A 25191-nucleotide genomic window follows, 5' to 3' on the forward strand; every position below is an offset into this window, starting at 1 on the left:
TATTTTGGTTTAGAGATTTGCATTAACTGCCAAGGGGATGCTATCTGTAACTACAGACTCCTGATCCGTCGGCTCATCAAACCACCAGTGGTGGCCTTCTTCTTCAAGCATAACATCTGATTCAGTCGGTCCATAGCTACCCGCAGGATACAGGTGAAGTGGTAACAGATTTTCCTGGAATGCATCCAGAATTGGCTGCACCCACGCCCATGACAATTCTACTTCATCCCAGTGGGCAAAGAAAGTTGGATCACCCAGCAAGGCATCACGAATCAGATTCTCGTAAGCTTCCGCGAGGTCACCTTTATCCGGAGAAAGATCGATATGAACCGGTTTGAATTCACCTTTATTCTCAGGATCACTTGCATTCAGTTGCAATGTCATGCTCTGATCCGGACTCATCTCTATGACGAGCAGGTTTGGCTTGGAACCCTTGTTTTTCAGCACATTTGTCTGGCCTGAAGGTTCTTTGAATTCAATCACGATACGTGTTGATTTCTCCTTCATTCTTTTACCCGTGCGAATGTAAAACGGAACACCGCGCCAGAAGAAATCATCAATTTGCAATTTGGCAGCAATGAATGTGTCATTCATTGTATTCTCGGCTACACCCGGTTCAGCAGTATACGCATTTACCGGTTTACCTTGAATGTTGCCTTCTGCATACTGTCCACGGATGATGTTTGCACCCACAGTTTGTTTTTGTAACGGCTGGATCGATTCCATAATGTGTTTTTTCTTCAATCCAACTTTTTCGGAAGTACTATTGTATGGAAGCTGAATCGCCATCATCATGAGCAATTGCAACATATGATTCTGGAACATGTCCCGCACTGCACCAACATGATCATAATAGGATGCACGTTCTTCCACACCTACAGTCTCATTCGCCGTAATTTGCACATTGGAGATGTAACGGTTGTTCCATAATGCCTTCATGATTGGGTTACTCTGATGCAACGTCTCCAGTCGCTGTACCATCGGTTTGCCCAAATAGTGGTCAATCCGATAAATCTCTTCCTCGGTGAACGATTCGCTTAATTTGCGATTAAGGTCTCTGGCAGACTGCAGGTCGTGACCAAATGGCTTCTCGATGACGAGACGTTTCCAGCCCTCTGTTGAACCCAGTCCACTTTCTTGAATATTCTCGGCAATCGGTTCGAAAAATTCCGGACCAACCGAGAGATAAAACAAGCGATTGGACGGAATGCCAAGCTCAGCTTCTCTTTGTTCAACTAATCCCAACAGCTTTATATAATCTTCCTTATGGCTTATATTCAATACACTGTAGCGGAAAGCTTTCACAAATGACTTCACAACTTCAGGATCAGCCTGGCGTCTGGAAAATTCATTTAATGATTTTTCCACTTGTGCCTGAAAGAATTCATCAGACCAATCTCTACGCCCCAGACCAATCAATGAGAAGGTTTCAGGAAGCTTCTGCTCAAGATATAAGTTATATAAGGCAGGATATATTTTTCTTTTGGCTAAATCGCCAGTAGCACCAAATAAAACAATGGTAGTTGGTTCCATCTCACCGTTCTCCTTCCAAGTAACTCTGGTTTCTTTGTTGTAGTTACACTATAATACGTTTTATAGCCATACAAGTAATTAATATATTTCACAGGAGCTATAGACCACATCTATGACAACAAATTACGAACTATATAAAGTCTTTTATTGGGCCGCCAAAACGGGAAGTTTGACACAGGCTGCGAAAGCACTGTATATCACTCAACCCAGCGTCAGTCATGCCATTAAGCAATTGGAAGAGAGCTTTGGTCTTACCTTGTTTTATCGAAATTCCAAGGGTGTAGCTTTGACACAGGAAGGTGCCAGTCTATATTCCTATATTGAACAATCCCAGATTCTGATCTCACTTGCGGAAGAAAAAATGGCCGCACTGAAGAATCTCGACAATGGTGAACTCCGGATTGGTGGCAGTGACTCCCTGTTCAAGCATTACATGCTGGCGTATCTAGAGGAATTCCACACCTTGTACCCTAACATCAAGCTACATCTGAGTCATGGAACTACGCCGGAAGTCATCACCTTTCTGAAAGAAGGCAAGATCGATCTTGGTGTAGTTCGGATGCCCATTGTTGATCCACAGCTAGAAGTCAGGGAAAGTATTCAGTTGAAGGACTGTTTTGTAGCTGGGGAACGTTATGCTCAGTTGAAGGGTAAAGTCATGACACTTGAGATGCTTCTGGAGCATCAACTGATCCTCTTCTCCCGGAACAGCCGGGTTCGGATGGCCATAACCGAGTTGTTTAACAGCTATAATTACACGTTGAAACCTGAGATTGAGGTTGGTAGCGTTGATCTGTTGATTGAGTTTGCGCGTCGAGGACTGGGGATTTCCTATGTAACACGTGAGTTCATCTCCAAAGAGCTGGAGGAAGGTTCTCTCTTCGAAATTCAGCTTGATGTCCCGCTCCCCCCTTCCCATGTAGGGATTATGACCAAGCGCAATATGCCGATTTCTCTGGCTGCCAACCGGTTTATGGATCTCATTTTCAAATCCTGAGTGGTCACAATTTCAAAAGGTACAACAAAGAGCCCCACCATCCAGTTATAGATGATGAGGCTCTTTGGCCTGCATAATGTTTGTGTATATCTAACGATTAAAGACTCACCAGATAGGACGCGTCCAATATAAGGGCAACCTTACCATTACCGAGGATCGTTGCTCCAGATAGATGGTTCATCGCACCAAGATACGTACCGAGCGTCTTTATAACGACTTCCTGATTTCCTATAATCTCATCTACTGCGTATGCTGCAATTTTGTCAACGGAACGCACGATCACCAGTGGAATGGTTTTGGATTTACGGTCCGTTCGTGGATAGTTAAGCCTGTCGCACAGTCGGTGAAAAGGTACAATTCGTCCATGATTCAGGATCGCTTGTTGTCCCTGGATCATCTGAATATCTTCAGGTGAAATTCGAACAATCTCAGCAACATTATACATCGGCAAGATCAGCACACGGCCCGACACTTTGACTAACAAACCTTTAATAATCGCCAGTGTGAGTGGTAGACGAATCGTAAACGTGGTACCCACACCAACCTCCGTATCAATATCAATGATACCGTTGAGTCGCCCGATCTGACTACGCACGATGTCCATTCCAACGCCGCGTCCTGATACTTCACTGACAGAAGAAGCCGTGGAGAAACCAGGCTCAAATATGAGATGGACAGCTTCCTGTGTTGTTAGGCGTGCAGCCTGTTCCTCACTAATGATACCTTTGCCCAAGGCGGAAGCTTTGATCTTCTCACCATCGATACCTTTGCCATCATCCGAATAACGAATGACAACATGATTTTCTTCATGAAATGAAGTTAAGGTAATTCGTCCTTTGGACGGCTTGCCGAGCTCCGCTCGAATCTCTGCACTTTCAATGCCATGATCTGCACTGTTGCGGATGAGATGGATCAGCGGGTCACTCAATTCTTCAATAATCATACGGTCAAGCTCAGTCTCTCCACCTTGGATAACCAGTTCCAGATCCTTACCCAGCTTCTGTGATAGGTCACGAACCAATCTCGGGAAGCGACTGAATAGTTGATCAATGGGTAACATCCGTGTCTTCATTACACCTTCTTGGAGTTCCTTGATCACCCTGCCCATATGATCGGATACACCACTAATACTCTGGATAAGTGAGGAAGACTCCTTACGCGCACCCGATCCACTCAGATCTGCAAGGGATGTTTGATCAATTAACAGTTCACCGACCAAATTCATCAAATGGTCCAGACGCTCAACATTCACACGAACTGTAGGTTGAGCAGCTTTCACTTTCTCATCCGGGCCAGTTGTATTCATGGTAGGCAAGCTTTGTTTTGTTTGATCTGTTTCAGAGATTAATTCAAGTGATGCAGAAGTCGCTGCAACCTCATTGGATTCCAGCAGATATGGATCAATCTCCATCCTATGAATATCCGAGTCTGAAGACAGCTCTGCCTTAAGCTGCTGTGGGTCCTTCGACGTTGCTACGATGATGATGAACTGACCATAATGATCATCTTCATTCTGCGCGCCCGGTTGACACTCCATGAGCGTAGTAGCGACAACCGTACCACAGATGTCCTCAATACGTTGTCGTAAAATATGATATCTGGCCGCTTTCATCATACACTTCTGCTCCAGCACGATACGAATGGACAATAACTGCTTGCCTGACACTATAGCGACCTGTGCCACAATCGATTCTGCTGGTTGCAATTGAGGCACTTTAAGTTGCCCGACTGCTGCCGGGGTCTGGATTAAATCCTTTATTTCTCGTACTACTGCTCGGAAATCTGCATAGGCTTCCCCACGGATGTACTGATCACGAAGCACCTTCATGGCGTCCAAAGAGCGGAACAACGTATCAATTAGCTCCGAAGTCATCTCCGGTTTTTTCTCCCGGACCCATTCAAGGGCATACTCCACTTCATGCGTGAGGTCGCTTAATTCACGAAAATCCATAGTAGATGCCGATCCCTTGATGGTATGGGCTGCCCGAAACAGCGTCTGAACCAGTTCTACTGAAGGCGAAAGCTCCAATGCCAATAAAGACTGATCCATACGTTCCAGTTGATCATTCAGTTCTTCGATAAAGATGTCACGGTAGGCAGACAAATCCATCATTCGTATATACCTCCCTAACCGCCCAATATTTCGTCCAGTTTCAAAATGCCCACAAGCTTGTCTTCCTGTTGACCCACCCCATGGAATAAATCATCACGGTTACGACCATATCCTCCGGTTGGCGGATGTATGTCCGAATATGTGGTTACCTTGTTCACGCGATCAACGATCAAGCCAATATATTCTTCCTGATGTCGAACTACGATAATGCGCGTCGCTCTGGTGTCCGGTTCGTCCGTCATACCCAGCAGGTTCCGCAGACTCATCACACATACAACCTTGCCACGCAGATTAACTACCCCTTTGATCTCTGGGCGGCTGAATGGGATATCTGTAATGCTGAGCATTTTAATAATTTCGTGAATTTCTTCGATTCGAATGGCGCAAGTCTCTGCACCTACAGACAGTTCAATATATTGTTCCTTCTGAAGTGAAGACATCAATTCACCCTCAATTCAATTTTATTAATTTGTTTTGAAGGCAGCTGCCGAATTCGCCAGCTCTTCCGCCAGATGTGCCAGAGACTGGCACGTTGCCGCCGTCTCTTCTGATGCAGCCGCAGATTCTTCACTGGAAGCCGAGATGGATTCAACAGAGCTCATCACCTCTGCGGCTTGGGCTGCTTCTTCTTCACATGCAGCAGCAATTTCATTTACTTTCTGTGAGGAGTTATTGACCATATCAATGATCTGATCAAAAGCCTGTCCAGTCATGGAAGACTGCTCAACACTGGCTGCTACTGCCTGTACACTTTGTCTCGTATTTTCCTGCATCGCTTTGATGATGGCTGTAATTTCTTTGGTCGCCTCGCCGCTTCGTTCGGCAAGCTTCCGGACTTCATCTGCTACTACAGCGAATCCTCGTCCTTGTTCTCCCGCACGTGCCGCTTCAATTGCCGCATTCAGCGCAAGCAGATTGGTCTGCTCAGCGATATCGTCAATCACTTCAATGATGTCACCGATTTTACGAGAATCATCTTCAAGCTTGGTCATTTTTGTATTAACGGCTTGCATACCTTCCAATGAAGTCTGTACAACAAGTCCACCTTCACGAGCAGTCTTCACCGTATCGTTGGACAGTTCAGCCGCTTCTTCCGCACTTGCAGCGACGGAGTTAATGGCAAGTGAAAGCTCCTTGAACAATTCGGAGATATTTCCCGCCTCACTGGATTGGCTCGTGCTGGTGCTCGCAATTTCCTGAGTGCTTGCTGAGATCTGTTCTGAAGAAGCAGCAACACTTTGGGAGTTCATCACGATATTGTTAATTAACTCTTTCAGATTATCGACCATCCGATTCAGTGCCGCGGCTAGTTGACCCACTTCATCTTTGCTGGAGATGTTTGATTTAAGGGTCAGATTTCCGTTGGCAACTTCCGTAGCTAGACCCAGCATGGCCATGAGTGGCTTCGAAATGGAGCGAGAGATGATATATCCAATGAGAATACTGAAGAGTACGGACAGAACCACAAGAATTATCGTTACTTTAAATGCTTGTGAATAGGCAGCCTGAGATTGTATATTCGCCTGTTCAGCCAAACTTTCATTAAGCTCGATCAAATTGGTAAGGAGCTCAACAATTTTGTCCCCTTGTGGTTTAAGCTCAATTTCAAGGTAGGTATTAAAGGCACTTTGATCATTTGCGACAGCCAGATTAGTTGCTCGTTCAAACATTGTTAAATATCCTGGATATTCTGCATCAAAATTACGGAGTAACTCTATTTCTTCAGGGGTTGTTGCAAGCGGACGATAGATGGTCAGGCGATCATTCACACTCTGACGGATCGAAGCGATGTTCTCCGTGATCCGAGTTTTTTCGGTTTCGACGGTTTCGAAGCTTAAATCACGCACGTTCACGCGCATTCTTTGATAATCAATCTGAGCAGAGGATAATTCTTTTACAGAGATTAGATTGTTGTTATACATCGCTTGCATTCGTTCATTCGTACTTCTCAATGTTACTACAGAGTAGACGCCAAGCGCCGCAATGATTATCGACACAATTAAAAACGCTGAGATAATCTTTGTTGCTGTTTTCAAATTTCCAAACCACTTCATGTAATCTCCTCCTAGGCATCGTAGTGTCCAGTTATGTATATAACGCTTGGTAAACCCTTCTCTAGATCGCGCTCCAGACAACTTACGATCTATTTCGACATAAATATATTAAAACTGAATAGAAGATTTTTATTTCTATAAATTTACACTATTATGAATTTTTATTTCAGATACAAAGAATCTTCTTTTTAATATAAAATACACTTTTTACCTATTAAATTTCTATTTAAATTTACATATATGCGTATAATCAACTTTCTGCATTGACTTACACATATATCTCCATACAAAATTACATGTGGCATGAACTTCTTATATTTACATAAGAAGTTGTATAGTTCTTGCGTCTAACAAATATCATTTTCCATACAAAAAATTATGTATTTTTGCTGTACACACTCAACATTTCATGACCTAAGTCTAATAAATGATTACTTATACTGAGTCCATTTTCCCATAAAAAAAATAAAAAAAAAAAACCAAACCCGAATAAACAAAGTTTGGTTTTGAAGCAAAAAAATTCAAATTATCATATAACCCGTTTAAAACTAATTACTTATGTGTTATATAACTGCTCCAGTTCAATTAAGCGGTCCTTAATCCTGTGCGGAATAATACCAAACAGGTTATCCCACGTCATGAACATCTCCGGTTTTAGTAAATATTCTTCGAACTCCATGGTAGGTATAAACGCTTTGGTCTGTAGATAACGCTCTACCTGAGCATCGATCTGTTCATTTGTTTCAAAATAATCTTGAAACAACTCATTCACAAGTAGCCCATCACATCCAGCTTCGGCACCTGCTGCACTATACAGGTTTGGCAGTAACTCAAATACAACCGGAAGTGGTGAGAAAGCATGTTTGCCAGGCTGCGAGTACAAGCATACATGATGTCCAACCACATTGACCCGTTCCTTCAACAATCCACGCAGCACCTTCCCATGAAAGCTGGCTTCACAGTCTACTACCTCTCCGTCATGACCCACATAAACCCATACATGCTCCATTTCATACAGATGTCCAATCTCATAATCCCACCAGATTGCATATTCAATTACATATTGTACTGCCTCGGTCGGAAACTTAATGTCCCTTCTGAACGATGGTGAAGGCCCAGATTGATGCAACACAGAAATGCCAACAAAATCAGGATAAAAGGGTTCGGCTCTGTCAAACATCAAAATAGGTGCATAACTCATTGCAGTTTCAAGCGTATCCATTTCTGACATGTTCATTCATGAATCCTCCATTTTTGTTGGATGTTCATACTATACTAACGATTATTACATCAAGACGTCAAAAAACCTGCAACTGTTATTCTCCAGTTACAGGCTTTGTACTTTGATCATGAATACGGAATCTTGAATTAAGACTTCTGTTTATTGGATGGTGACACGGACGTCTTGGAAGGTGAAGTCGATTGATCAGAAACCTGCGTATCACATCCTATTGGTGGGCCCAGAATCGCATCATTTTGAATGGAAGCAACAGCTCTCGCATATGCCTCCTCATCCAAACAGTACGCACGGTGAGCCACCTCCGGCGGTGTAGCTGCCAAGAAATCCGCTCCAAACACAATATCAGGCGTTGGTTGATCAAAGATTGTTAATACATATACATCATCTGTCTCAGCGACAAACCAGTGAAACCAGCCTTTCGGAAATACCACAACCTGCCCTGGTTTCAGACGATATGTCAATCGTTCACGCTCAAACGGATTGAAGACTGACGCTGTAATTTCACCGGTGATGACCACAACCATCTCCGTGACATTGGTGTGCCAGTGCGGCTGCACAATAATTCCTTTGCTTAAGTACACGTTGAAGAAACCATTCTCAATGGTTGGCAGCTGTTCTCCAAACAACTGGGTTACATAGTTGCGTGAATCCCTCTGATAATTGACAACCGCATTGGAATCGGCTGCCAGCGGAACATTCGGGGCTTGTAAAATCGGATTCATCATACGATCATTTCTCCTCCTTGGGCATACATCTCATTGTTGTACTGTATGCCAGAGAATAGAAAGATAATACCGTTGACACATGTTATATATTGTTTTTAATCCTGAACATTAGGTTTCTTAGAATCATGTATAAACGAATTAGACACGTGTAATACGTTGCACTGACACCAGCCAATACCGTTACTTCTTCCCGCCGTAGACCGGGTGTTCTTCGCTGTCCATAAGATCCCGACAATCCAACTTGTTACGGTTGAATGCGGCTTCTCCGTGATTTCAAAAACTCACCCAGTTTTTTGTACGGCTCATACTTGTATCCATAGACATCGTTCCTTTTTATAAAAGTATTCAAGCCTATTCGACTCTATCCCAAAATGGTAGTCTCTGAATGACTTTGATATAATTCATCTATTATTAGTTCTGCAGAATACTTGGTTTACAAGTAGCTTAGCATCGATTGATGCAGAACGAAAGGAGCATAACATGATCCCCAATGTTGGAGATGTATACTGCGTGTACGTCGAAAAATTACAACAATATACAGCCTGCCAGGTAACTGGACTGAAAGAAACGGAGGGTAAAACTTCCGATATGCTTGCCTCAGTTCTTCAATTGGATTGGACTGGTGATCAACTGCCTAATGAAATGCAACTTCATCAAATGAAACCGCTGATCTGTAATTTCTATTTCTGGCATGATCGACTTGCCCATAGTTTCGTGAGTGCTAATGTTCCTTCACGGTATGTGCTTGCAGGTAACATCCCTCCTCTCTACACCGAGGAAACAAATACGTATGGCGGAGGCTGGCCGATCGGACAAAGTCTCTATCTCCAGCGTGAATGGGAAGGTATCGATGCGATCCGAAGAGCGCAGTTCAAACAAGCTGCGGATGATGACAAAGAAGTGATGGTTGGCGATCGTGTAATGCGGCGCAGTACGAGTACACTCCGCGATTTCAGCCCTAAATCTTTTGAAGATGTAGCCGAACTCGCAAAGCTACCTTGTCTGACACATATTGAAATGGATGGATATACGGAATCGATCTTTCCATTTATAGAGGACAACCCGTTCATTAATGAACTTCATATCATACATCATGGTCAAACGATGCTCGATATCAGCAACAGTCACCTGACCAAACTTATTGTGGATGTCAGCGGATTGAAGGAGTTAATTTTGAACACAAAGATGAAAAGTCTGAATTTTACAGGTGAGCTGTCTCCTGATCTGCGTATCACGGCTTATGAAGACGGTAAATGCATCACTCTCAATGTTCCATCGGGCCTGCCACAGGTTACGGGTATCTCACGACTTGAAGGTCTGTATATCAGAGATATCACAGAGCTCAATCTGGAGCCACTTGTGCAGTATTATCCTGAGCTTTCAGAGTTGCGATTGTGGGGTAAACCCGGCAATGTATCCCATATAGAGTCGATTCAGCATTTGGCAAATTTGCAAACCTTCACTACATATGACCTGTTTGGCTTCAATGGGGAACAATTCCCTGGTCCAGAGCAACTTCCAAAATTGGCTACGCTGTGGCTAACCAGCCTGCCTGCCGATGCAGCCAAATCGATCAAAACAAGATATAAAAAATTCGCTGCTGCCGGACTTGATATGGAAATCACCAAAGCACGCAAACCCGAATGGCTTGCGGAGAACCTGAAGAATCCGTTTCGGGATTGGGATGGGCGAGAGCACATCAAGGCAGCACATGCCAAAAAAGCAGCTCAATTGTACAAGCAATGCTTGAAGGAAATCCGTCAATTAAGTCAAGTTTCCATGGATCAGGAGTCTCTACAAAAACAACTTGTCTCCATGGTTGAGAACTACACACAGTCCTTCAACAAGTTGGATGCCAAGACTGGCTTTATTGAAACTGTTGAACGGGAAGAAATTTATGTTGCTCTAACGGAGTTGCTGGAGCAATTACAGCAGCATTTGGAACTGCGTCAAGATGATTTGGTTAAGGTTAATCACGAGGAATTATATGAGGTATTTGATCGTTTGAGGGATTTCTAGGTTACACAAATAGGGTCCTGTTATGAAAATGGCAGGACCCTTTTTTGCATGAATAGAATTTCTTACACTCTATTTTCAATAAGACGACGTGATTCGGGCAGAGCCTTGGGTCGCTCGATCCTATGATAAGCCACACAAATTCAAGTAATTCAGGATTGATGCGGTATCATCAATCGAGGTGCGCATGGCGATGTAACCGTCAGGACGAATCAATACAAGTTCTTTACTTGCGACATCGTATATTCGATAGGCGTTCCCTGCTGTGTCTACTATGCCTTCCGCCCCCTCTACCTTCGATGGCAGAATATAATGCAAATGGAGTGCATCGTTGGTGAAGTTCTTCAGAGAAGGATCGATGTAGTTTGCAAAAGCCAAAAGCGTCCAGTGTGGGCCGCGCAAGAGGTCAAAGACACTTCCTGCAAACCCGGCGCCTTGCAGTCCCCTAGCATTAGGAGCACGATCTCCAGGAAGTAAACGGGTAGCATTTGTTCGAGCAGACGGACGGGTGAGCGAACTTGAATGATAGGAAATGAGAAGCCCGCTCGTCAGATCGTCGGATATGGTGCTCAAGGATTGGGACAACCCTCCGCCTTCTGTCGCCGTTCCTATGACGCCTCCCATCTTCTTTGTGCTGTCTTTGAGCACGGCTTGAGCCACTGGGCGGCGCTCTTCATCGTACGTGTCAAGTAAGACGGTGTCCGCTCCGCGTATGACAGCCGCCAGCTTCCAGCCAAGGTTGTATGAGTCCTGTATTCCCGTATTCATGCCTTGACCGCCGGCCGGCGAATGAACATGAGCCGCATCACCGGCAAGGAAAACCCGGTTGTTTCGGTAACATTCAACCATACGAACGTTGACCCGGTAGATGGACAGCCATGAAGCATCCGTAAGCCGAACACGTCCGGACCCGGCACGACGGTCAAACATGGCTTGATACCCCTCTAACGACGGCTGCTCTGGTTCATCGATGTCTGCCGGAATTGTAGCCTGCAGTTGCCAAATATCGGATTTTGGCAGCGGTGTCACCCCGACCATCCCCTCCGAAGAAGTCCAGATATGGATATGGTCACGATCTAACCCTTCCAATCGTACATCGCCAAGATACCATCGCTCATGATCATGTGTTTCCCCAACCAACGGTAAGTGAATAAATTTGCGGATATTGCTTTTGCCCCCGTCAGCGCCGACTACATAACAAGCACGAATTTGCTCTTCTCCTTGGGCTGTATTCACCGTTACCGATACACCATCCACATCCTGAACAAGCCCTACAGCTTCCATGCCCAACTCAACTTGACCGCCAAGCACTGCATATCGGTCGCGCAACGCTTTTTCCACATCAAATTGAGCAATCCAGACCGGATCGCGATAGGGTGTCTCAAGTTCGGCGCTGGCTGCAACGGTAATAGTCGGCTTGTCCACACTTCTGCCATCTGCGGTATAATAACGAACAGGCAAGTCCACAACACCTGTATCAACAATGTAGTGAACGGCTTCCAAATCATCGATGACTTCAAGCGAGCGAGGTTGGATTCCTTTGGCGCGTGATGCAACGTTATACGCTGTGCTTCGTTCAATAATACGATGGTTGACGTTTCGACGGGCAAGGTCGCAGGCAAGTGTAAGCCCTGTGGGTCCGGCCCCGACAATGAGAACATCAACAACAGACGGTATGGTATTCATGGATAAAAACCTCCTTGATCATTGATTTAATCCGCTACATTTGTTACACTACACCGTACAGTGTAGTTTGTAAAGCAGGACTCTAATCCATTTCTGAAATACACATATAAGGGGGAAAACGTAAGAATGGATCATACGCAAAACAAGAAAATCCGCAAAGGCTCTTCAGACAAACGAGCTAAAATTATTGCGGCGGCACGAGATCTGTTTCTTTCGGAAGGGTTTGATCGTTCCAGTGTCGATGCGGTCGCAACTAAAGCGGGAGTTTCTAAACGGACAGTTTATGATTATTATGGCGACAAACAGAATCTACTGCTTGCCGTTGTGGAAGAATCCAGTTCGGCGGTTCTCGTCATGATTGAGCAAGGGATTTCAGACCACCTCTTGAAATTCGAAGATCTTGAGCAGGCGCTCATCTTATTTTGTGAACAAATCGTAGCTTCTGCAAACGGTTCGGCAGATTACAAGGCTTTGATCCGTCTGGTTATGGTGGAAGCTGCCAACCTGCCAGACTCGTTTTTTGAAAGGCTGGATAACGCAACTGAAGAGGGGATCATCAGGAGGTTTACAGCGTTTGGACAAAACGGACTGCTCCATGTGATTGATCCTAAAATGGCTGCAAAGCACTTCGCTGCATTAACGTTTTTATTGGTATTTAATCAACCGGGAAAAATCGGGACATTAGAGGAGGAGCAAACTAAACGTATCATCACTGAAGGCGTACGCGTCTTTCTTTGCGCTTATGCCCCACAACGTAAGTCTTAAAATCGCCATTGTAATTGCCTTTTCTGTTTCCGGATAAATTCCATAATCTAATCGATCTGCGACTTTATTATCAATGGTAAACGCAAAAACGGAACGAAGCATGCTGATATCCTGCTTCATTCCGCCCATCTTTTTATCTTCGTCCCATTCGTTAGTGAACTTGCTCTAATCTAAAGCAACCCTCTATTGAATGGAAAAAACTTCTTTTTTCAATAATTCTTCTGGTGTCTGCCCTATCACATCACTGTGAAAATAATCGCGGATAACGCCATCTTGAAGATAATTGGCGATCGATACCATAATCATCCCTTGATCCAGTGCCAGATAAGCTTTTGCAAGTTCTCCTGTTTCAACATTGACTGAGTCATAGAACCCATATTTCCCAAACATTTTGAAGTTCTTTAAAGCTTTAATGTTCTTTCGAACAGCTTCAGGGGCATAATCCAGGGCCAGGAATGATGCATGTGCTGTTACCGTTGCTCCATCTTTATAACCTGAGGTACCTAACGGCGTTGCTGCAAACTCACTGTAACCTGTCGGAGTTGCAGAAGGTGAAAAGCCCCATGCGGCATACCCTTTTTCTTTGGCATATTCGATCTGCAATTCGACATGACGCTGGTTGTTCAATCCCAAAGCTTGAGTACCCAGCTCTTTTTCCTTTATGACCATACCGGGCATAAGAGCTTCAAACATACTGCCTCCCCAGCTTGGCACGAACTTTTTGTCCTTGTATACATAACTTCCTTCAAACACATCCACTCCATCGTACTTAACGGATTTGCCTTGAGGAATTTGAGCTTGCCAATCCCATTCTTGAGGTAATGTGCGATACATCTTCCACCAATGATCTTGGGGAACGTCACTTTTCCCAATGGCAATATAGCTGCCAACACGTGGTTCCGTGTAAAACATTCCGTAATGGTGGTCCGTCAGCGCGCCTTTAGCCACATCATAACCTCCGCGGAATTGGCCTACTTCAGGATCATATAGTGGAGTATAATTCATATTTTCAACCAACTTGCTTGTTTCCCCATGAAGTTCTTCATAGGCTTGCCCAACAACAATTAAACCAGCGGATAACCAGCCATTATCGACTTGGGAAATAAATTGGCCCCAATCTTTCTTCACTGATCCGTCATCTGTGTTATACCAGTTATAAAATAGGCCGTTCCACTTTTCTAACTTTTCGAGGGAATTTATAGTTGTTTGCAGGCGATGTACAGCTTCTTTCTTTGAAATAATGCCCAATTGTTGCGCTGAAACGGTACTCATCATATACATTGCGATGTTCGTGGGCGAGGTACGTTTAGCTTCTTCTGTCCCGTTTTCAGTGAGCCGCACTTCATCGTAAGTCAAGCCAGTGTTCTGATCTGTATAGTCCTCAAAAAACGTATAGGTTTTATATGCAATCGCTTTCAATTCTGCTCGAAATCCAATTAAATTGCTTGAGTTACCTGCTGAAGCCATAGGAGTTAAAGCTAGATTAGCTAACAGACAAAAAGTTAAAATGAAGCTGAATTGTTTTACTTTTTTCATGATTTTCTCCCTTCAAATGGATTCGAAACGTTTCGTGTATATGTTATCATAAATTTCCCATTTCCGTAAACAAGAAAATTAAACGCTTACAAACATTGATTATAATATGGATCATTTATACATATAAATTCGAAACGTTTCATTATTGGACCACATCAAAGCAGCACACGCAGGATTATATGACGTATTTGTTCGTTTGAGAAACTTTCAGATTCTAAATTGAGTAGATAAAAGCCTGACTCCATAGGAATCAGGCTTAATCCTTTCTTCTATCCATTCTGAACCGTTCTAAGTTGCTACAACTGTTGTTCCACAATACTCGCAGTCTGTTGATTGCTTGGGAAGCACTTTTGCCTTCGCCCCACATCCCGGGCAACTCACTGAAACAGGCCTTTGTGGCTCTTCAACTTTTTCATCGGCTTTCTCTTCAGTGTTTTCCTTATCTGAAAAATTGATCTCTGTATAGTTAATTGTATTATGACTACTGTAACTCACGGTGTTGCTATTGTAACTTGAATAAGTATGCGGATTCGCATTTTCGCGATCAAGATGACCTCCATAGTCTCCCCCATAAAACTTTCGTTCAGGGACATGCTTTTTCTTAACACGTTTTTTCCTAAGCAATTTAATACCAAAAAACAAAAATAAAAATTCAATAATAATAACTCCAATTATGCCAAATAGATCCCCACTTTTGTGATTGTCTGCATTGAAAAAAGCAATGGGTGTGCCAATTGCATACACCATAAAAATGAGCCCGAAAAACTTCCTCAATTTGATTCCTCCCAAACAAACTCTACGCCTAACCGACACACTACAAGTATCCGTCCGCTAAAACTGTTAAAGTCTATTTATGTTAGCTACGACTAAGAGATCCTCATTGTCGTTCCGCAATACTCACAATCCGCAGACAAAGTAGGATATACCTTTACCTTGGCTCCACACCCTGAACAATTCACGGCTACAGATTCTTGAGGTGTCTCGTCATATTTCTCTTGATGCTGATCTTCGTAATTTTGCTTATCAATAGAATCGTAGTGATGATATTGATCAGTCCTAGAATGAGATTTAGGTCGACCACACATTTTAATGCCCGTAACAAGTACGATAACCCCGGGGATAAAAAGAATTATTGTACTTATAATGGCCGTTTCTGTTCCTTCGGATATTAATATTAAAGATAACAAGATCGTCAGAGACGAAAGGATAATGAATATAATTCCAAAAAATCTTTTCACCGCGTTTCCTCCTGCAATTTATGATTTGCTTGTCATGATCTGTTGATTGCGCTCTTTCAAACGGAACTTTAACTGGGATAGTTGCGAAGCAAAACGTTCACTATTTACCAATTCCCCTGCTTCGTACTGATTTGTAAGCTCACTGTTCATCAATTCAATGTCCAGCAAGATCTGGCGGTCATTTTTCTCAAGGGAATCCGGAGTGATTGGGTCACTATACTTTACAAGTTCAATTAATGACTGAACGGTTTTGCGCTCCTCTTCCACAGTTAGGACGGAATGTTGCACCATGGTATGAAGCAATTGCTGTAAGGCTTTTTCGATTAATTGTAAGTTTGCGATTTTTGTATGTTCATCTGTTTCATGACGGCGCGCACTCTGAATATAGATCATAATGATTCCGCACAAAATAATTGCGATCGCAATCGTTACCGTGTGTAACAATACGAACCAGCGAAGCGCATGATCTGCTGAACCTGTTAACAACGTGTAGATCATCACACAAATCAGATAAATACCTAATACTACACCTAAAGCTGTGTAACCTGGAACAAACCGTTTATACCGATCCATATTTTGCATGATGAACCGCGCGTAGATCCAAATAGCCGTAATCGCTACATAAGAAGCAACGAGATTCATCCAAAAGGAAAACGACAGAAGCGCATGATTAAACAGCGTAAAAGAAACGATTGAGGATACTAACATGCATATTAAATAGACGACATCCAAAATCAAGAAATTGCTCCGTTTTACCATCACTATGCCTGTCCTCCTTCTTGCAGATTGTTTCCGCAATCGAGACAGAACTTCTGGCCGGGTTTTACTTCATGTTGGCACCGACTACACTTCAAACTTAAACTTGTGCCACAGTTGCCACAGAATTTTGTATGACCGGAATTCATATGGTTACAATTTGGGCATGGGTTAGGCATCGGTTGATGACATTGGATACATTCCAATGCGTTCTCCGCATTATCCGCCCCACATGAAGGACATGCATGGTATTTGTCACCACAGTTAGGACAGAATTTGGTTCCCTGTGGCAAGGCATGTCCACAATTGTTGCAATCTGTTGTTGCTACCGATTTTTCGGCTAATGAATTGCCACATTTGCTGCAAAAAGAGCTGTTCTCCTGATTCGGATGATGGCACTGCTTACATATACTTACTGCAGGCGTTTCCTTCGTAGACATCACTTTAGACATCTGGGACATCTCGCCACTGAAAGAACCACCCAGACCAACCCCCATGCCCATACCAAGCCCTGCGCCCATGATGTCTGACTGCATGCTTCCTTCATTCTTCGCTGCACCTTCAAGCGTATCAAACGAACGTTCTTGCTGATATGTGTACCCAATGATATCCATCTCAGCTTTGCGTGCCAACGCTTCTCTTAATCGAATGACGGAAGGGTCTTCTTCAGGCAGATTAACACTGTGAATATACAGGTTGATTAACTCAATACCAAATTCTTCAAAAGTAGAAGCTACCGTATCTGCAAAATGTCGTGATATCTCGGCGATATAGGCATTGATCTCCAAAACACTTACTTTTCTATGTATTAGATATGATGACAACATGGAGTTAATATTCATGATAATCAACCCACGGAAGTAATTAATCATATTAGCTTGGTTAAACTCAGGCAGTGTTCCCACAAGCTTGACCAAAAATTTTCGTGAATCCGAAATTTTAATTCCCATTTGTCCAAATGTTCTTACGGGAACAATAATATTATACTTGGGATCCTGGATCTGAATCGGATTCGCCGTTCCCCATTTAACGTCCAATGCGCTTACTTGATTGACATACCATACTTCTGCTGCAAAAGGTGACTTTCCTCCGAACGGAAGGTTAACGAGACGGTTCAAGATTGGGATATTCGCAGTACTCAGCGTATGCCTTCCGGGTCCAAACATATCAAGCGCTCTTCCATCCTTGAAAAGAATTGCTTGTTGAGATTGATTCACAATTAACTGAGTCCATGTTCCTAGTTCAGTCTCGGGATGTTTCCAAGCAAACACATCAGGTGAGCCATCATACTTAATTACGTCAATAATCGCCATGTTTAATTCCTCAATTCAGTATTAGATTACTATAATTTGCATAGAAGTTCTTTTGCTAAAACACTCATTCTACACTATTTCCTATATTTAATTATCTTTCATCTACTTGTTCCATGTTTAGGCATTGATATTTTACCATTTCTAACCTTAATACGCACTAACATAGTTCATTTTTCATATGGTATTTTTCCTATATTAGCTTGTGAAACCACTCTCGATCATAATCAACGTCCCAATTTTGAAACCACTCGCAAAAGCCTCTCTTGAATGAATAGAGTGAACTTGATCCATCATATCAAACAATACCTCGAGTTGTTTAAAGTCATCCTCCGAAAGCTTTCTCTGAAATTTTCCGATAGAAGCTGTAATCTCCTTATTAATAGAACGATACTCCGAATCTTTAGGAACAATATTCTCCTCTGGTCTCAGGTTACCGTAATATAATTCTTCTATTATATTTCCCACATCACAGCCCCCCTTTCTCTTATACATGTCTTGTGCTCTTCTCATGACAATTATATAAGATTGACAGACAATGCTGGGGATTTATGCGATATTCGCATGGGTTTCTTATCGCTTACATAGAAAATCGCATTTTACATGCTTGCTTTGACATAATAATGTAGCGCTTGTTGAGCCCTACCTCGAGAGTATGCTAAGATAATGGACACCTATTTCTACAAAATCCTATAACAAATCAACCGTACAGAAAGGACACTATGAATCCTTCATCACTGTCATCCAAGTTACAACAGATCGTTCCGCAGCTGGATCTGCGAAGCTGCCTCGTCAGCGTACGCGGTGAGATTATGTACGAACACTACCGCAACCAAGAGGCTGCGACCGATATTGCAAAAATCAATTCATGTACCAAGAGTGTGCTGTCCGCGCTCATCTGTATAGCGATGGATAAAGGTTTGTTGCCAGAGGCATCAGCCCCAGTCTCTACTTTTTTCCCACAGTTGACATCCGATCCTGATCCGCGTAAACCTTCGATCACGCTGGAACAACTGCTTACCATGACAGCCGGATTCAACTGGGACGAGTTCGGCGGGCAGAATTCATTCCCTCGCATGACCCGCACCGATCATTGGGTGGATTTTGCATTGGAACAACGCTTAAGCCATGTACCGGGTACATATATGGAGTACAACTCAGGAGTATCACAGATCCTATCCGCCATCCTGATGCAAAATGCAGGTATGAACGTAGCCGAGTTCGCAGAACGTTATCTTTTTGATCCACTCGGAATTAAGCATTACGAATGGGAAAGTGACCCTCAAGGTGTACATACCGGCGGATTCGGTCTTAAGATGTTACCCGTAGATCTGCTAAAATTCGGTCAGCTGTTTCTACAGCAAGGGATGTGGGAGGGGGAGTCTCTCATTTCAAGTGATCTCGTATCTCGTTCGACACAGCCTTTTATTACAGTCACTCCACCAAATCACGGGAGTTATGCTTGGCATTGGTGGGTGGATGTCTATCCGAACGAAAGGTCTGACTCCGAAAATATTGCTGCTGAAGACGACCAACCCAATCTCCATTATTATTACGCGCGAGGATTTGGTGGTCAGTATGTATATATTGTCCCAGAGCTCGAACTTGTTACGGTGTTAACCAATGACAAACGAAAGAAAGAGAAACCTCCGCTGGATGTTTTCCCTCGATTAATTGCCCCTGAGCTATGGAAAATGTTATAAACGCAGGCAATCCTTCTTTCCTGTTCGATCAATTAACCCCCAACCTTGTGGCCATAACCTGACCATAGGCTGAGGGTTTATTTGTCATGCAAAAGCTTCTTCGATGGCAATCGTTATTGGATACGGACCAGACTCTTGATTAGAGACCACAACCAGTTGTAGATCATAGTCCGGATACACGGAAGACATGAACGACACTCCTGGATCAAACCCCATGACATGAAATTTGAAAATGTCTTCCCCCTTGCGGTCAATCCAGATACCCTGCCCATAATACTCTTCATCCTCTTGATGAGCATGTGGAGTTAATAACTGCTGTGTCGCCTCTTCATTCAACAATTGGTGACCCAGCAAAGCATCCCAAAATCGAATCATATCCGGTGCCGTAACATAGGCTCCACCGTCTGATCCACCTTTGACAGGAATGGAGAACATATTGGTGTTCCAGGAGCCGTCTTCATGATCGATATAGCCTAAAGCTGTGTTGCGCGGAAGCTGATCTGTTAAGAAATAACCCGAGTCCTTCATGCCACACCTTTTGAAAATGTGCTCTTCCACATAATCTGTAAACGACCGTCCTGAATGCTGCTCCACGATAAGTCCCAGCACAATGAAACCTGCATTGTTGTAGTGAAAACGTTCACCCGGAGCAGACTTCATTGGCAGATGATGAAACATGGGCAGAAAGTCACTTAAACGCCGCATCGCGTAGACGGGTCTGTCTTTCCATAATTCTGAAAAGTCATCCATCACTTCTTCATCGAAATAATCCGGAATGCCTGACGTGTGTGTTAACAACTGCTGGATGGTGATCCCTTTGTCCCACAGTGGAAACTCCACATCCAACACATCCGTAAGCTTGGAATCCGCAGACAACTTGCCTGCTTCAATTAGTTGGCATACACTCACTGCCGTGAAGATCTTACATCCTGATGCAATTCCAAAGCGTGTATCTACCTGATTGGCAAGCTCTTCGCTACGATTCGCATAACCACGTTTCATATTCAAAAGGGTTTTCCCGGCTTGCTGGAGTAATACAACACCCGAAAAATTCACGCGTTCCATGACTTCTTCTACTTTTGTTGTCAGCTCTACTACATTCAACATTTTGTTGTTCACCTACTTGTCTATGTATTCTTAATACTCTCATTTTAATTCTTCGTCATATCCTGCATACCTGCCACATTTTCGTAAAAAGAAGAGTTACTCCCTCATAAAAGGAAATAACCCTTCTTCATACAATGTAAGATTAAGTTTGACAAAGTGTACTCAAATGCTGTTCAATCACTTGTTCCACTCGTTTTACCGTAAGTCTATCTGGCTGCATTAACATATGTATTGCGAGCCCATCCACAAGAGCATATAACTTCTCGATCTCCATATCGGCATCCAGTTTAGGATGAGTCATCCCCTGCTTCTGCAACTCCTGTATTACACACTGAACTGATCGATACATACCCTGATGCATCTGATCACTTAACTTTTTTAATTCGGGGTACACCAATAATTTGGCTGTAAACGAAAACCAGACCTCCATTTCCATCATTCTGTCTTCGTCCAACGGGAGAAATTGCAAGAGCAGATTCTTCATATCCAGCAGTACAGATCCACTCATCTGTAATGCCTCCACCCTTTTCTGTACCCGTTCTGCAAAAAGATTCATGCAAAAGGTGAACAATTCCGCCTGTGTGGCAAAATAATGACGCATGGAACCTACAGATAGTCCCGCTTCCTTTGCTATATTCCGAACTGTAGCATGCTCCAGTCCATGCACTTGAATGACCCGGATGGCTGCATCAGCAACGATTTTCCTTTGAGCTTCATGATCTACGATTTTTGGCATGACAACATTATACACCAAACTTCTCTTTTTGTAATACACTGTGCTATAATCTTTTTGATACATTGTATTAAAATATAAAACAGCTGTAGGAGAGGAATTCATAAGATCATGCATACCACTATCCCAGCCTCAAAACGTAAGAAATTCAGAGTTATCACCTTCATAATAAGGCTATTTTGCACCATGTTATTGCTGATCAGTGCATCATTCCTCTATGAGTGGTTTGCTTCGTCGCAGGCCAAAAAGGACTTTCCACCTCCAGGTACGTTAGTTCAAGTCGGCGGTTACCAACTACACATTCATAAACAAGGCAATGGTTCACCGACCATACTTATGGAGGCTGGAAGTGGTGAGACCAGTTTGTCGTGGAGGGACATTCCTGCGGAACTAGCCCAACATGCAACGGTTGTCACGTATGATCGCGCTGGATATGCCTGGAGTGAATCTGCACCTACAGAACGTACAGGTACAAATATAGTCAAAGATTTACATGCAGCTCTGGAGAAGGAGAACATACGCGGCCCTTACGTTATGGTAGGTCATTCTCTTGGGGGTATGTATGCTAGACTCTTTGCACAGACCTATTCAAATGAGGTTCAGAGCCTTGTCCTCATTGATGCGCGACCTGAGGATGATGAACGGAATACAAAGGCTTTGTTGGAACAGGCTCATTTTCAGGGAAACCCGCCTGCCTCCTTGTTATCTTTACTGAAGGTATCTGGAGCTTTCAGATTATTTCCAGACTTTATGCTTGATGGTCTGGTTGCCAAGCAAGATCGGGATACTTTTGTTAATGTGATTGCTACCCCTTCCTATTTTCACGCCAAAGAAGAAGAAGCCCTCCACGCCCATTCAACAGAAGATGCCATTCGTGGCCAACGTCTTGGATCCATCCCTGTACGTATCATTGCACGCGGACGTCCTCAAAACTATGCTAGTGCAGGGATTTCGGTTGACATTGGGCAGACGCTCGAATCCATATGGCAATCGGGACAGCGTAACATGTTGAATATATCGAAGGATAGTCAGCTCATTGTGGCCACCCGAAGTGGGCATATGATTATTCACGATGAACCTGAACTGGTTGTGAAAACAATCCTTGAGTTAATCTTTGATAAGTAGAGGTATTTTTCTTCAGAACATCCTGCGCTCGATCCAATGTTAAAGGGCTGTTCCGATAGCCATGTGTATGACTAGGAACAGCCCTTTAAGTACTATACATTAAGATTAGTTCTAATGAGTTCGGCCTTAAGAAAACAAATGTTAGCGTAACGCTTGCAGGTCCGACTCAGGACTTCCTGCACTCTTCTTCATTTCACGGGGAGACCTTGTATTGATCAGATAATACAATGTGGCATAGATTGTAGTGATAAACGTGCCAAAAAACAGGCAAAACGCCAGAGACGGACGGCTTACACTTTCGTGCATCAGCTCAATCAGCGTCTCGCGATTCGTCAGTGCATCCCAGCTATTCAGTCGATATACACGTCCAAGCAATACCCCGTAACTTCCCAAAGCACAACCTGCCAGTACAAAGATCCAGGATGCCCAGCGTCCAATTCGGTGATAGATCACTTCCTGAAGCTGATACATCGACAGGAATCCAAGCAGAAGTCCAGTCCAGACAAACATTAATACAACACTTAAGTCGTACCAATACGTATAGTCCACCCCGTTCCCACCATAATACCGGGAACTTCTCGCTGTCAGATGAACCAGATCCGTAACAATGTAAGAAGAGTTCGGGAAAAATAACAACCACAGCAGACCACTTGCGATTGCAAGCCATGCGGCACCTTTCCATTTCACATCACTTAGAAGATAGGCTACATAAGAGAACACAAAAGGAATCCAGCCCAAGAACAGATTCCAGATCAGGAAGCGGAAATAACGCTGATCCAACCAATCTGCGGCTACATAGTACAACCCAAGTGTTACTATTGTGACCACACTAAGGAAAATAAATATGCGAATATAATTCAGTTTTCTCAATGATTCTGACCTCACTTGGTAAAATTCAATTAGTTTTGAAAATAGCGGATGATTTCTTCCTTATTCTTTTCCACACGCAAATTCAATCCACGTTTATCCTTTAATCCATACTGCTGTAATTCATGGCCTGGATCAAGCACCAGCGGTTTAGTCGCCACATCAACCAACAAATCCATCGTCAGTTGATAGGTTTCCCGTATCTTGTCCATTGGCAGAGAGGATTCATACCGTTTAATCAGCTCAATCAAACGTTCAGCATACACGAGACGAACCATACTGTCCGCACTCTTCAATTGTCTCGATGCAAATGCTGTAATTGCCATAATAATACTGGGTTCTATCCTCTGTTTGGCAATCAACGCAAGCTCATCCACCGCATCCCAATTCATAATAGACAGCTCGGAACTTAATTGTTGAATTCGCTCTCCTATCCATTGTTCTTCTAACTCTTGGGGTACATCCCAGCGCTTATAGTCGGCATATATGCCTTCTCGATGCATCTGTATAGCGCTCCCGTAATGTTTGACGAACAAATCCTTTGCTACACTCCAATCGGTCTCCTCCATCTTAACCACCACCATACCTATTCCTATTTGTGCGTATACTCTTAACACATTACATAAGTTTACTACTCTCTAAGCATACTATAGAAGTTGAACTATAGAAGTTGAACTATACATTTGCACGAGAACGCAGAGGACAGAAACAAACTGCAGAAGCGAAGCGTTCGCTAAAAGCTTTCTACAAGAAAGCTACTTCGGAAGCATAAGCTTATCACCGGATTTTCACCTTTGTAAAATTGAATTAAAAATCTGGGGATAACAGCGATCGGAAGGTTGTTCTGTCATCGGAGTGGCAAGTGTAAATATTCTTTCGTTCAACTTATATAGAATCATACCATTTACCAAAGGAGAATCAAATTTACAATGAATCCAAATTCCATGAACCCTCAGAATGTAGTACAACCTACATTGAACACCAATCCAAATGTCACCCCTAACATGAATCATGGCGGGCATGAGATGTTCGACGTGCATGAGATTCTGTCCTCCACCATTAACGTCCTGGATCAATACATGATCTTTCGTACATTTGTGCAGAGCCAGGAACTGATTGGCATTCTCGACCGGCAGTACAACTTCATATTATCCCAGTACAATCTGACAGCAGAGTGTTTTGCATCCGGACAGAAGCCTCATCAAGAGACAGCTACCTATATGATCCCCAACATGGTACCACCGGTATATGGCCTTAAGCCATCAGCACCGAAAAAACCAAACCAGAGCTTGGCCGATGTAAAGGATGCCGGGATTAGCGGTCATATGCTGGGACTGATCAAGTCACATGCGAGTCTGCTCGGCATGACCTGCAACGAGATCACAAATGGAACGGTTCGCCGAGTCGTCGCTTCGCAGATCCAGCATTTTATCGAGATGGCCTATGAAATTTTCATGTTCCAGAATAAAAACGCCTATTACCAAGTACCTCAACTCACTCAAAGTGATACACAACAGATGCTTCAGGCATATATTCCAGCAACCGGAGCACCTCAGATGCCTAATAGTAGTAATAAACCACTTCATTAATTAGAAGATAATGTTCGAATACCTAGAACAGTCTCTTGAACCCTTTCGGGTTTTAAGGGCTGTTCTTTCATTATTTGTAATCATTTTCCTACTGAAGA

The 25191-nt window shown here is 43.4% G+C and carries 22 protein-coding genes and 1 pseudogene; 6 read left to right on the forward strand and 17 right to left on the reverse strand.

All coding sequences use genetic code 11. From position 1 onward, the window contains the following. Positions 1–9: 9 nt before the first annotated feature. Positions 10–1533 carry a glucose-6-phosphate dehydrogenase gene (gene zwf, locus AC6CIF_RS17605; protein ID WP_498200736.1) on the reverse strand — a complete coding sequence of 508 codons (1524 nt, stop codon included), beginning with the start codon at positions 1531–1533 and terminating at the stop codon, positions 10–12. Between the two features lie 112 nt (positions 1534–1645). On the opposite strand from zwf, the gene AC6CIF_RS17610 reads away from it, so the two are divergent. After that, complete coding sequence (locus tag AC6CIF_RS17610) at positions 1646–2530, forward strand: LysR family transcriptional regulator (protein WP_036672843.1); 885 nt, start codon at positions 1646–1648, stop codon at positions 2528–2530. Positions 2531–2627: 97 nt separating this feature from the next. Here the strand turns inward: AC6CIF_RS17610 and AC6CIF_RS17615 are convergent, their stop codons facing one another. The 6 genes and pseudogenes from AC6CIF_RS17615 to AC6CIF_RS17640 all read right to left on the reverse strand — a co-directional run. Continuing rightward, positions 2628–4643: a chemotaxis protein CheW gene (locus AC6CIF_RS17615; protein WP_498200738.1), complete on the reverse strand. Its 2016-nt coding sequence runs from the start codon at positions 4641–4643 to the stop codon at positions 2628–2630. A 14-nt stretch (positions 4644–4657) separates the two neighbouring features. Then, positions 4658–5083 carry a chemotaxis protein CheW gene (locus AC6CIF_RS17620; protein ID WP_498200740.1) on the reverse strand — a complete coding sequence of 142 codons (426 nt, stop codon included), beginning with the start codon at positions 5081–5083 and terminating at the stop codon, positions 4658–4660. Positions 5084–5107: 24 nt separating this feature from the next. Further along, positions 5108–6697 carry a methyl-accepting chemotaxis protein gene (locus AC6CIF_RS17625; protein ID WP_498200742.1) on the reverse strand — a complete coding sequence of 530 codons (1590 nt, stop codon included), beginning with the start codon at positions 6695–6697 and terminating at the stop codon, positions 5108–5110. A 556-nt stretch (positions 6698–7253) separates the two neighbouring features. Next, entirely contained in the window at positions 7254–7934 is a 681-nt protein-coding gene (locus tag AC6CIF_RS17630) for a hypothetical protein (protein WP_498200744.1), read from the reverse strand. Between the two features lie 131 nt (positions 7935–8065). Beyond that, positions 8066–8662, reverse strand: a complete 597-nt coding sequence (locus tag AC6CIF_RS17635; protein WP_498200745.1) for a cupin domain-containing protein — start codon at positions 8660–8662, stop codon at positions 8066–8068. A gap of 139 nt (positions 8663–8801) precedes the next feature. Continuing rightward, positions 8802–8999 (reverse strand): annotated as a pseudogene (locus AC6CIF_RS17640) (hypothetical protein); the annotation flags it as partial. A 143-nt stretch (positions 9000–9142) separates the two neighbouring features. Between AC6CIF_RS17640 and AC6CIF_RS17645 the strand changes: the two are divergent. Continuing rightward, positions 9143–10681 (forward strand): hypothetical protein, encoded by a 1539-nt coding sequence (locus tag AC6CIF_RS17645; protein ID WP_498200746.1) that lies wholly within the window; start codon positions 9143–9145, stop codon positions 10679–10681. Positions 10682–10801: 120 nt separating this feature from the next. Here the strand turns inward: AC6CIF_RS17645 and AC6CIF_RS17650 are convergent, their stop codons facing one another. After that, the gene (locus AC6CIF_RS17650; protein ID WP_498200747.1) at positions 10802–12364 is read right to left on the reverse strand and encodes an FAD-dependent monooxygenase; all 1563 of its coding nucleotides are present in this window, start codon (positions 12362–12364) and stop codon (positions 10802–10804) included. Positions 12365–12490: 126 nt separating this feature from the next. Between AC6CIF_RS17650 and AC6CIF_RS17655 the strand changes: the two genes are divergently transcribed. Further along, positions 12491–13129, forward strand: a complete 639-nt coding sequence (locus AC6CIF_RS17655) for a TetR/AcrR family transcriptional regulator (protein ID WP_498200749.1) — start codon at positions 12491–12493, stop codon at positions 13127–13129. Between the two features lie 183 nt (positions 13130–13312). On the opposite strand, the gene AC6CIF_RS17660 is transcribed toward AC6CIF_RS17655, so the two are convergent. From AC6CIF_RS17660 to AC6CIF_RS17680, 5 genes are all read right to left on the reverse strand, one after another. After that, positions 13313–14665 (reverse strand): glucoamylase family protein, encoded by a 1353-nt coding sequence (locus AC6CIF_RS17660; RefSeq protein WP_498200751.1) that lies wholly within the window; start codon positions 14663–14665, stop codon positions 13313–13315. 288 nt (positions 14666–14953) lie between these two features. Continuing rightward, positions 14954–15439, reverse strand: coding sequence for a hypothetical protein (locus tag AC6CIF_RS17665; protein ID WP_498200752.1), 486 nt, complete (start codon positions 15437–15439; stop codon positions 14954–14956). Positions 15440–15921: 482 nt separating this feature from the next. Beyond that, positions 15922–16665, reverse strand: a complete 744-nt coding sequence (locus tag AC6CIF_RS17670; protein WP_498200754.1) for a hypothetical protein — start codon at positions 16663–16665, stop codon at positions 15922–15924. Next, positions 16665–17972 carry an SPFH domain-containing protein gene (locus AC6CIF_RS17675; protein WP_498200756.1) on the reverse strand — a complete coding sequence of 436 codons (1308 nt, stop codon included), beginning with the start codon at positions 17970–17972 and terminating at the stop codon, positions 16665–16667. The genes AC6CIF_RS17670 and AC6CIF_RS17675 overlap by 1 nt, the downstream gene beginning before the upstream one ends. Positions 17973–18167: 195 nt before the next feature. Further along, complete coding sequence (locus tag AC6CIF_RS17680) at positions 18168–18437, reverse strand: DUF6809 family protein (RefSeq protein WP_498200758.1); 270 nt, start codon at positions 18435–18437, stop codon at positions 18168–18170. A gap of 254 nt (positions 18438–18691) precedes the next feature. On the opposite strand from AC6CIF_RS17680, the gene AC6CIF_RS17685 reads away from it, so the two are divergent. Continuing rightward, positions 18692–19672: a serine hydrolase domain-containing protein gene (locus tag AC6CIF_RS17685; RefSeq protein WP_498200760.1), complete on the forward strand. Its 981-nt coding sequence runs from the start codon at positions 18692–18694 to the stop codon at positions 19670–19672. Positions 19673–19756: 84 nt separating this feature from the next. Here AC6CIF_RS17685 and AC6CIF_RS17690 read toward each other — a convergent pair whose 3' ends face one another. After that, positions 19757–20779 carry a serine hydrolase domain-containing protein gene (locus tag AC6CIF_RS17690; protein ID WP_498200762.1) on the reverse strand — a complete coding sequence of 341 codons (1023 nt, stop codon included), beginning with the start codon at positions 20777–20779 and terminating at the stop codon, positions 19757–19759. Positions 20780–20921: 142 nt separating this feature from the next. Further along, positions 20922–21515, reverse strand: a complete 594-nt coding sequence (locus AC6CIF_RS17695) for a TetR/AcrR family transcriptional regulator (protein WP_498200764.1) — start codon at positions 21513–21515, stop codon at positions 20922–20924. Positions 21516–21698: 183 nt separating this feature from the next. Here AC6CIF_RS17695 and AC6CIF_RS17700 point away from each other — a divergent pair, with 183 nt between their 5' ends. Continuing rightward, complete coding sequence (locus AC6CIF_RS17700; protein ID WP_498200765.1) at positions 21699–22637, forward strand: alpha/beta fold hydrolase; 939 nt, start codon at positions 21699–21701, stop codon at positions 22635–22637. Positions 22638–22778: 141 nt separating this feature from the next. Here the strand turns inward: AC6CIF_RS17700 and AC6CIF_RS17705 are convergent, their stop codons facing one another. Both AC6CIF_RS17705 and AC6CIF_RS17710 read right to left on the reverse strand, forming a co-directional pair. Continuing rightward, positions 22779–23507 (reverse strand): DUF1361 domain-containing protein, encoded by a 729-nt coding sequence (locus AC6CIF_RS17705; RefSeq protein ID WP_498200767.1) that lies wholly within the window; start codon positions 23505–23507, stop codon positions 22779–22781. Positions 23508–23536: 29 nt separating this feature from the next. Then, the gene (locus tag AC6CIF_RS17710) at positions 23537–24073 is read right to left on the reverse strand and encodes a hypothetical protein (RefSeq protein ID WP_498200769.1); all 537 of its coding nucleotides are present in this window, start codon (positions 24071–24073) and stop codon (positions 23537–23539) included. A gap of 375 nt (positions 24074–24448) precedes the next feature. Between AC6CIF_RS17710 and AC6CIF_RS17715 the strand changes: the two genes are divergently transcribed. After that, positions 24449–25093 (forward strand): spore coat protein, encoded by a 645-nt coding sequence (locus AC6CIF_RS17715; RefSeq protein WP_498200840.1) that lies wholly within the window; start codon positions 24449–24451, stop codon positions 25091–25093. Positions 25094–25191 lie beyond the last annotated feature (98 nt).

This window comes from Paenibacillus sp. GQ49 (genome assembly GCF_059759055.1).

What these genes read in the sequence shown, in the direction of transcription:
- AC6CIF_RS17660 (WP_498200751.1), bottom strand. Translation starts at nt 14,665, where the DNA reads ATGAAAAAAGTAAAACAATTCAGCTTCATTTTAACTTTTTGTCTGTTA.
- AC6CIF_RS17620 (WP_498200740.1), bottom strand. Translation starts at nt 5,083, where the DNA reads ATGTCTTCACTTCAGAAGGAACAATATATTGAACTGTCTGTAGGTGCA.
- AC6CIF_RS17690 (WP_498200762.1), bottom strand. Translation starts at nt 20,779, where the DNA reads ATGTTGAATGTAGTAGAGCTGACAACAAAAGTAGAAGAAGTCATGGAA.
- AC6CIF_RS17710 (WP_498200769.1), bottom strand. Translation starts at nt 24,073, where the DNA reads ATGGAGGAGACCGATTGGAGTGTAGCAAAGGATTTGTTCGTCAAACAT.
- AC6CIF_RS17695 (WP_498200764.1), bottom strand. Translation starts at nt 21,515, where the DNA reads ATGCCAAAAATCGTAGATCATGAAGCTCAAAGGAAAATCGTTGCTGAT.
- AC6CIF_RS17645 (WP_498200746.1), top strand. Translation starts at nt 9,143, where the DNA reads ATGATCCCCAATGTTGGAGATGTATACTGCGTGTACGTCGAAAAATTA.
- AC6CIF_RS17655 (WP_498200749.1), top strand. Translation starts at nt 12,491, where the DNA reads ATGGATCATACGCAAAACAAGAAAATCCGCAAAGGCTCTTCAGACAAA.
- AC6CIF_RS17685 (WP_498200760.1), top strand. Translation starts at nt 18,692, where the DNA reads ATGAATCCTTCATCACTGTCATCCAAGTTACAACAGATCGTTCCGCAG.
- AC6CIF_RS17615 (WP_498200738.1), bottom strand. Translation starts at nt 4,643, where the DNA reads ATGATGGATTTGTCTGCCTACCGTGACATCTTTATCGAAGAACTGAAT.
- AC6CIF_RS17700 (WP_498200765.1), top strand. Translation starts at nt 21,699, where the DNA reads ATGTTATTGCTGATCAGTGCATCATTCCTCTATGAGTGGTTTGCTTCG.
- AC6CIF_RS17610 (WP_036672843.1), top strand. Translation starts at nt 1,646, where the DNA reads ATGACAACAAATTACGAACTATATAAAGTCTTTTATTGGGCCGCCAAA.
- AC6CIF_RS17625 (WP_498200742.1), bottom strand. Translation starts at nt 6,697, where the DNA reads ATGAAGTGGTTTGGAAATTTGAAAACAGCAACAAAGATTATCTCAGCG.
- zwf (WP_498200736.1), bottom strand. Translation starts at nt 1,533, where the DNA reads ATGGAACCAACTACCATTGTTTTATTTGGTGCTACTGGCGATTTAGCC.
- AC6CIF_RS17715 (WP_498200840.1), top strand. Translation starts at nt 24,449, where the DNA reads ATGAACCCTCAGAATGTAGTACAACCTACATTGAACACCAATCCAAAT.
- AC6CIF_RS17650 (WP_498200747.1), bottom strand. Translation starts at nt 12,364, where the DNA reads ATGAATACCATACCGTCTGTTGTTGATGTTCTCATTGTCGGGGCCGGA.
- AC6CIF_RS17635 (WP_498200745.1), bottom strand. Translation starts at nt 8,662, where the DNA reads ATGATGAATCCGATTTTACAAGCCCCGAATGTTCCGCTGGCAGCCGAT.
- AC6CIF_RS17630 (WP_498200744.1), bottom strand. Translation starts at nt 7,934, where the DNA reads ATGAACATGTCAGAAATGGATACGCTTGAAACTGCAATGAGTTATGCA.
- AC6CIF_RS17675 (WP_498200756.1), bottom strand. Translation starts at nt 17,972, where the DNA reads ATGGCGATTATTGACGTAATTAAGTATGATGGCTCACCTGATGTGTTT.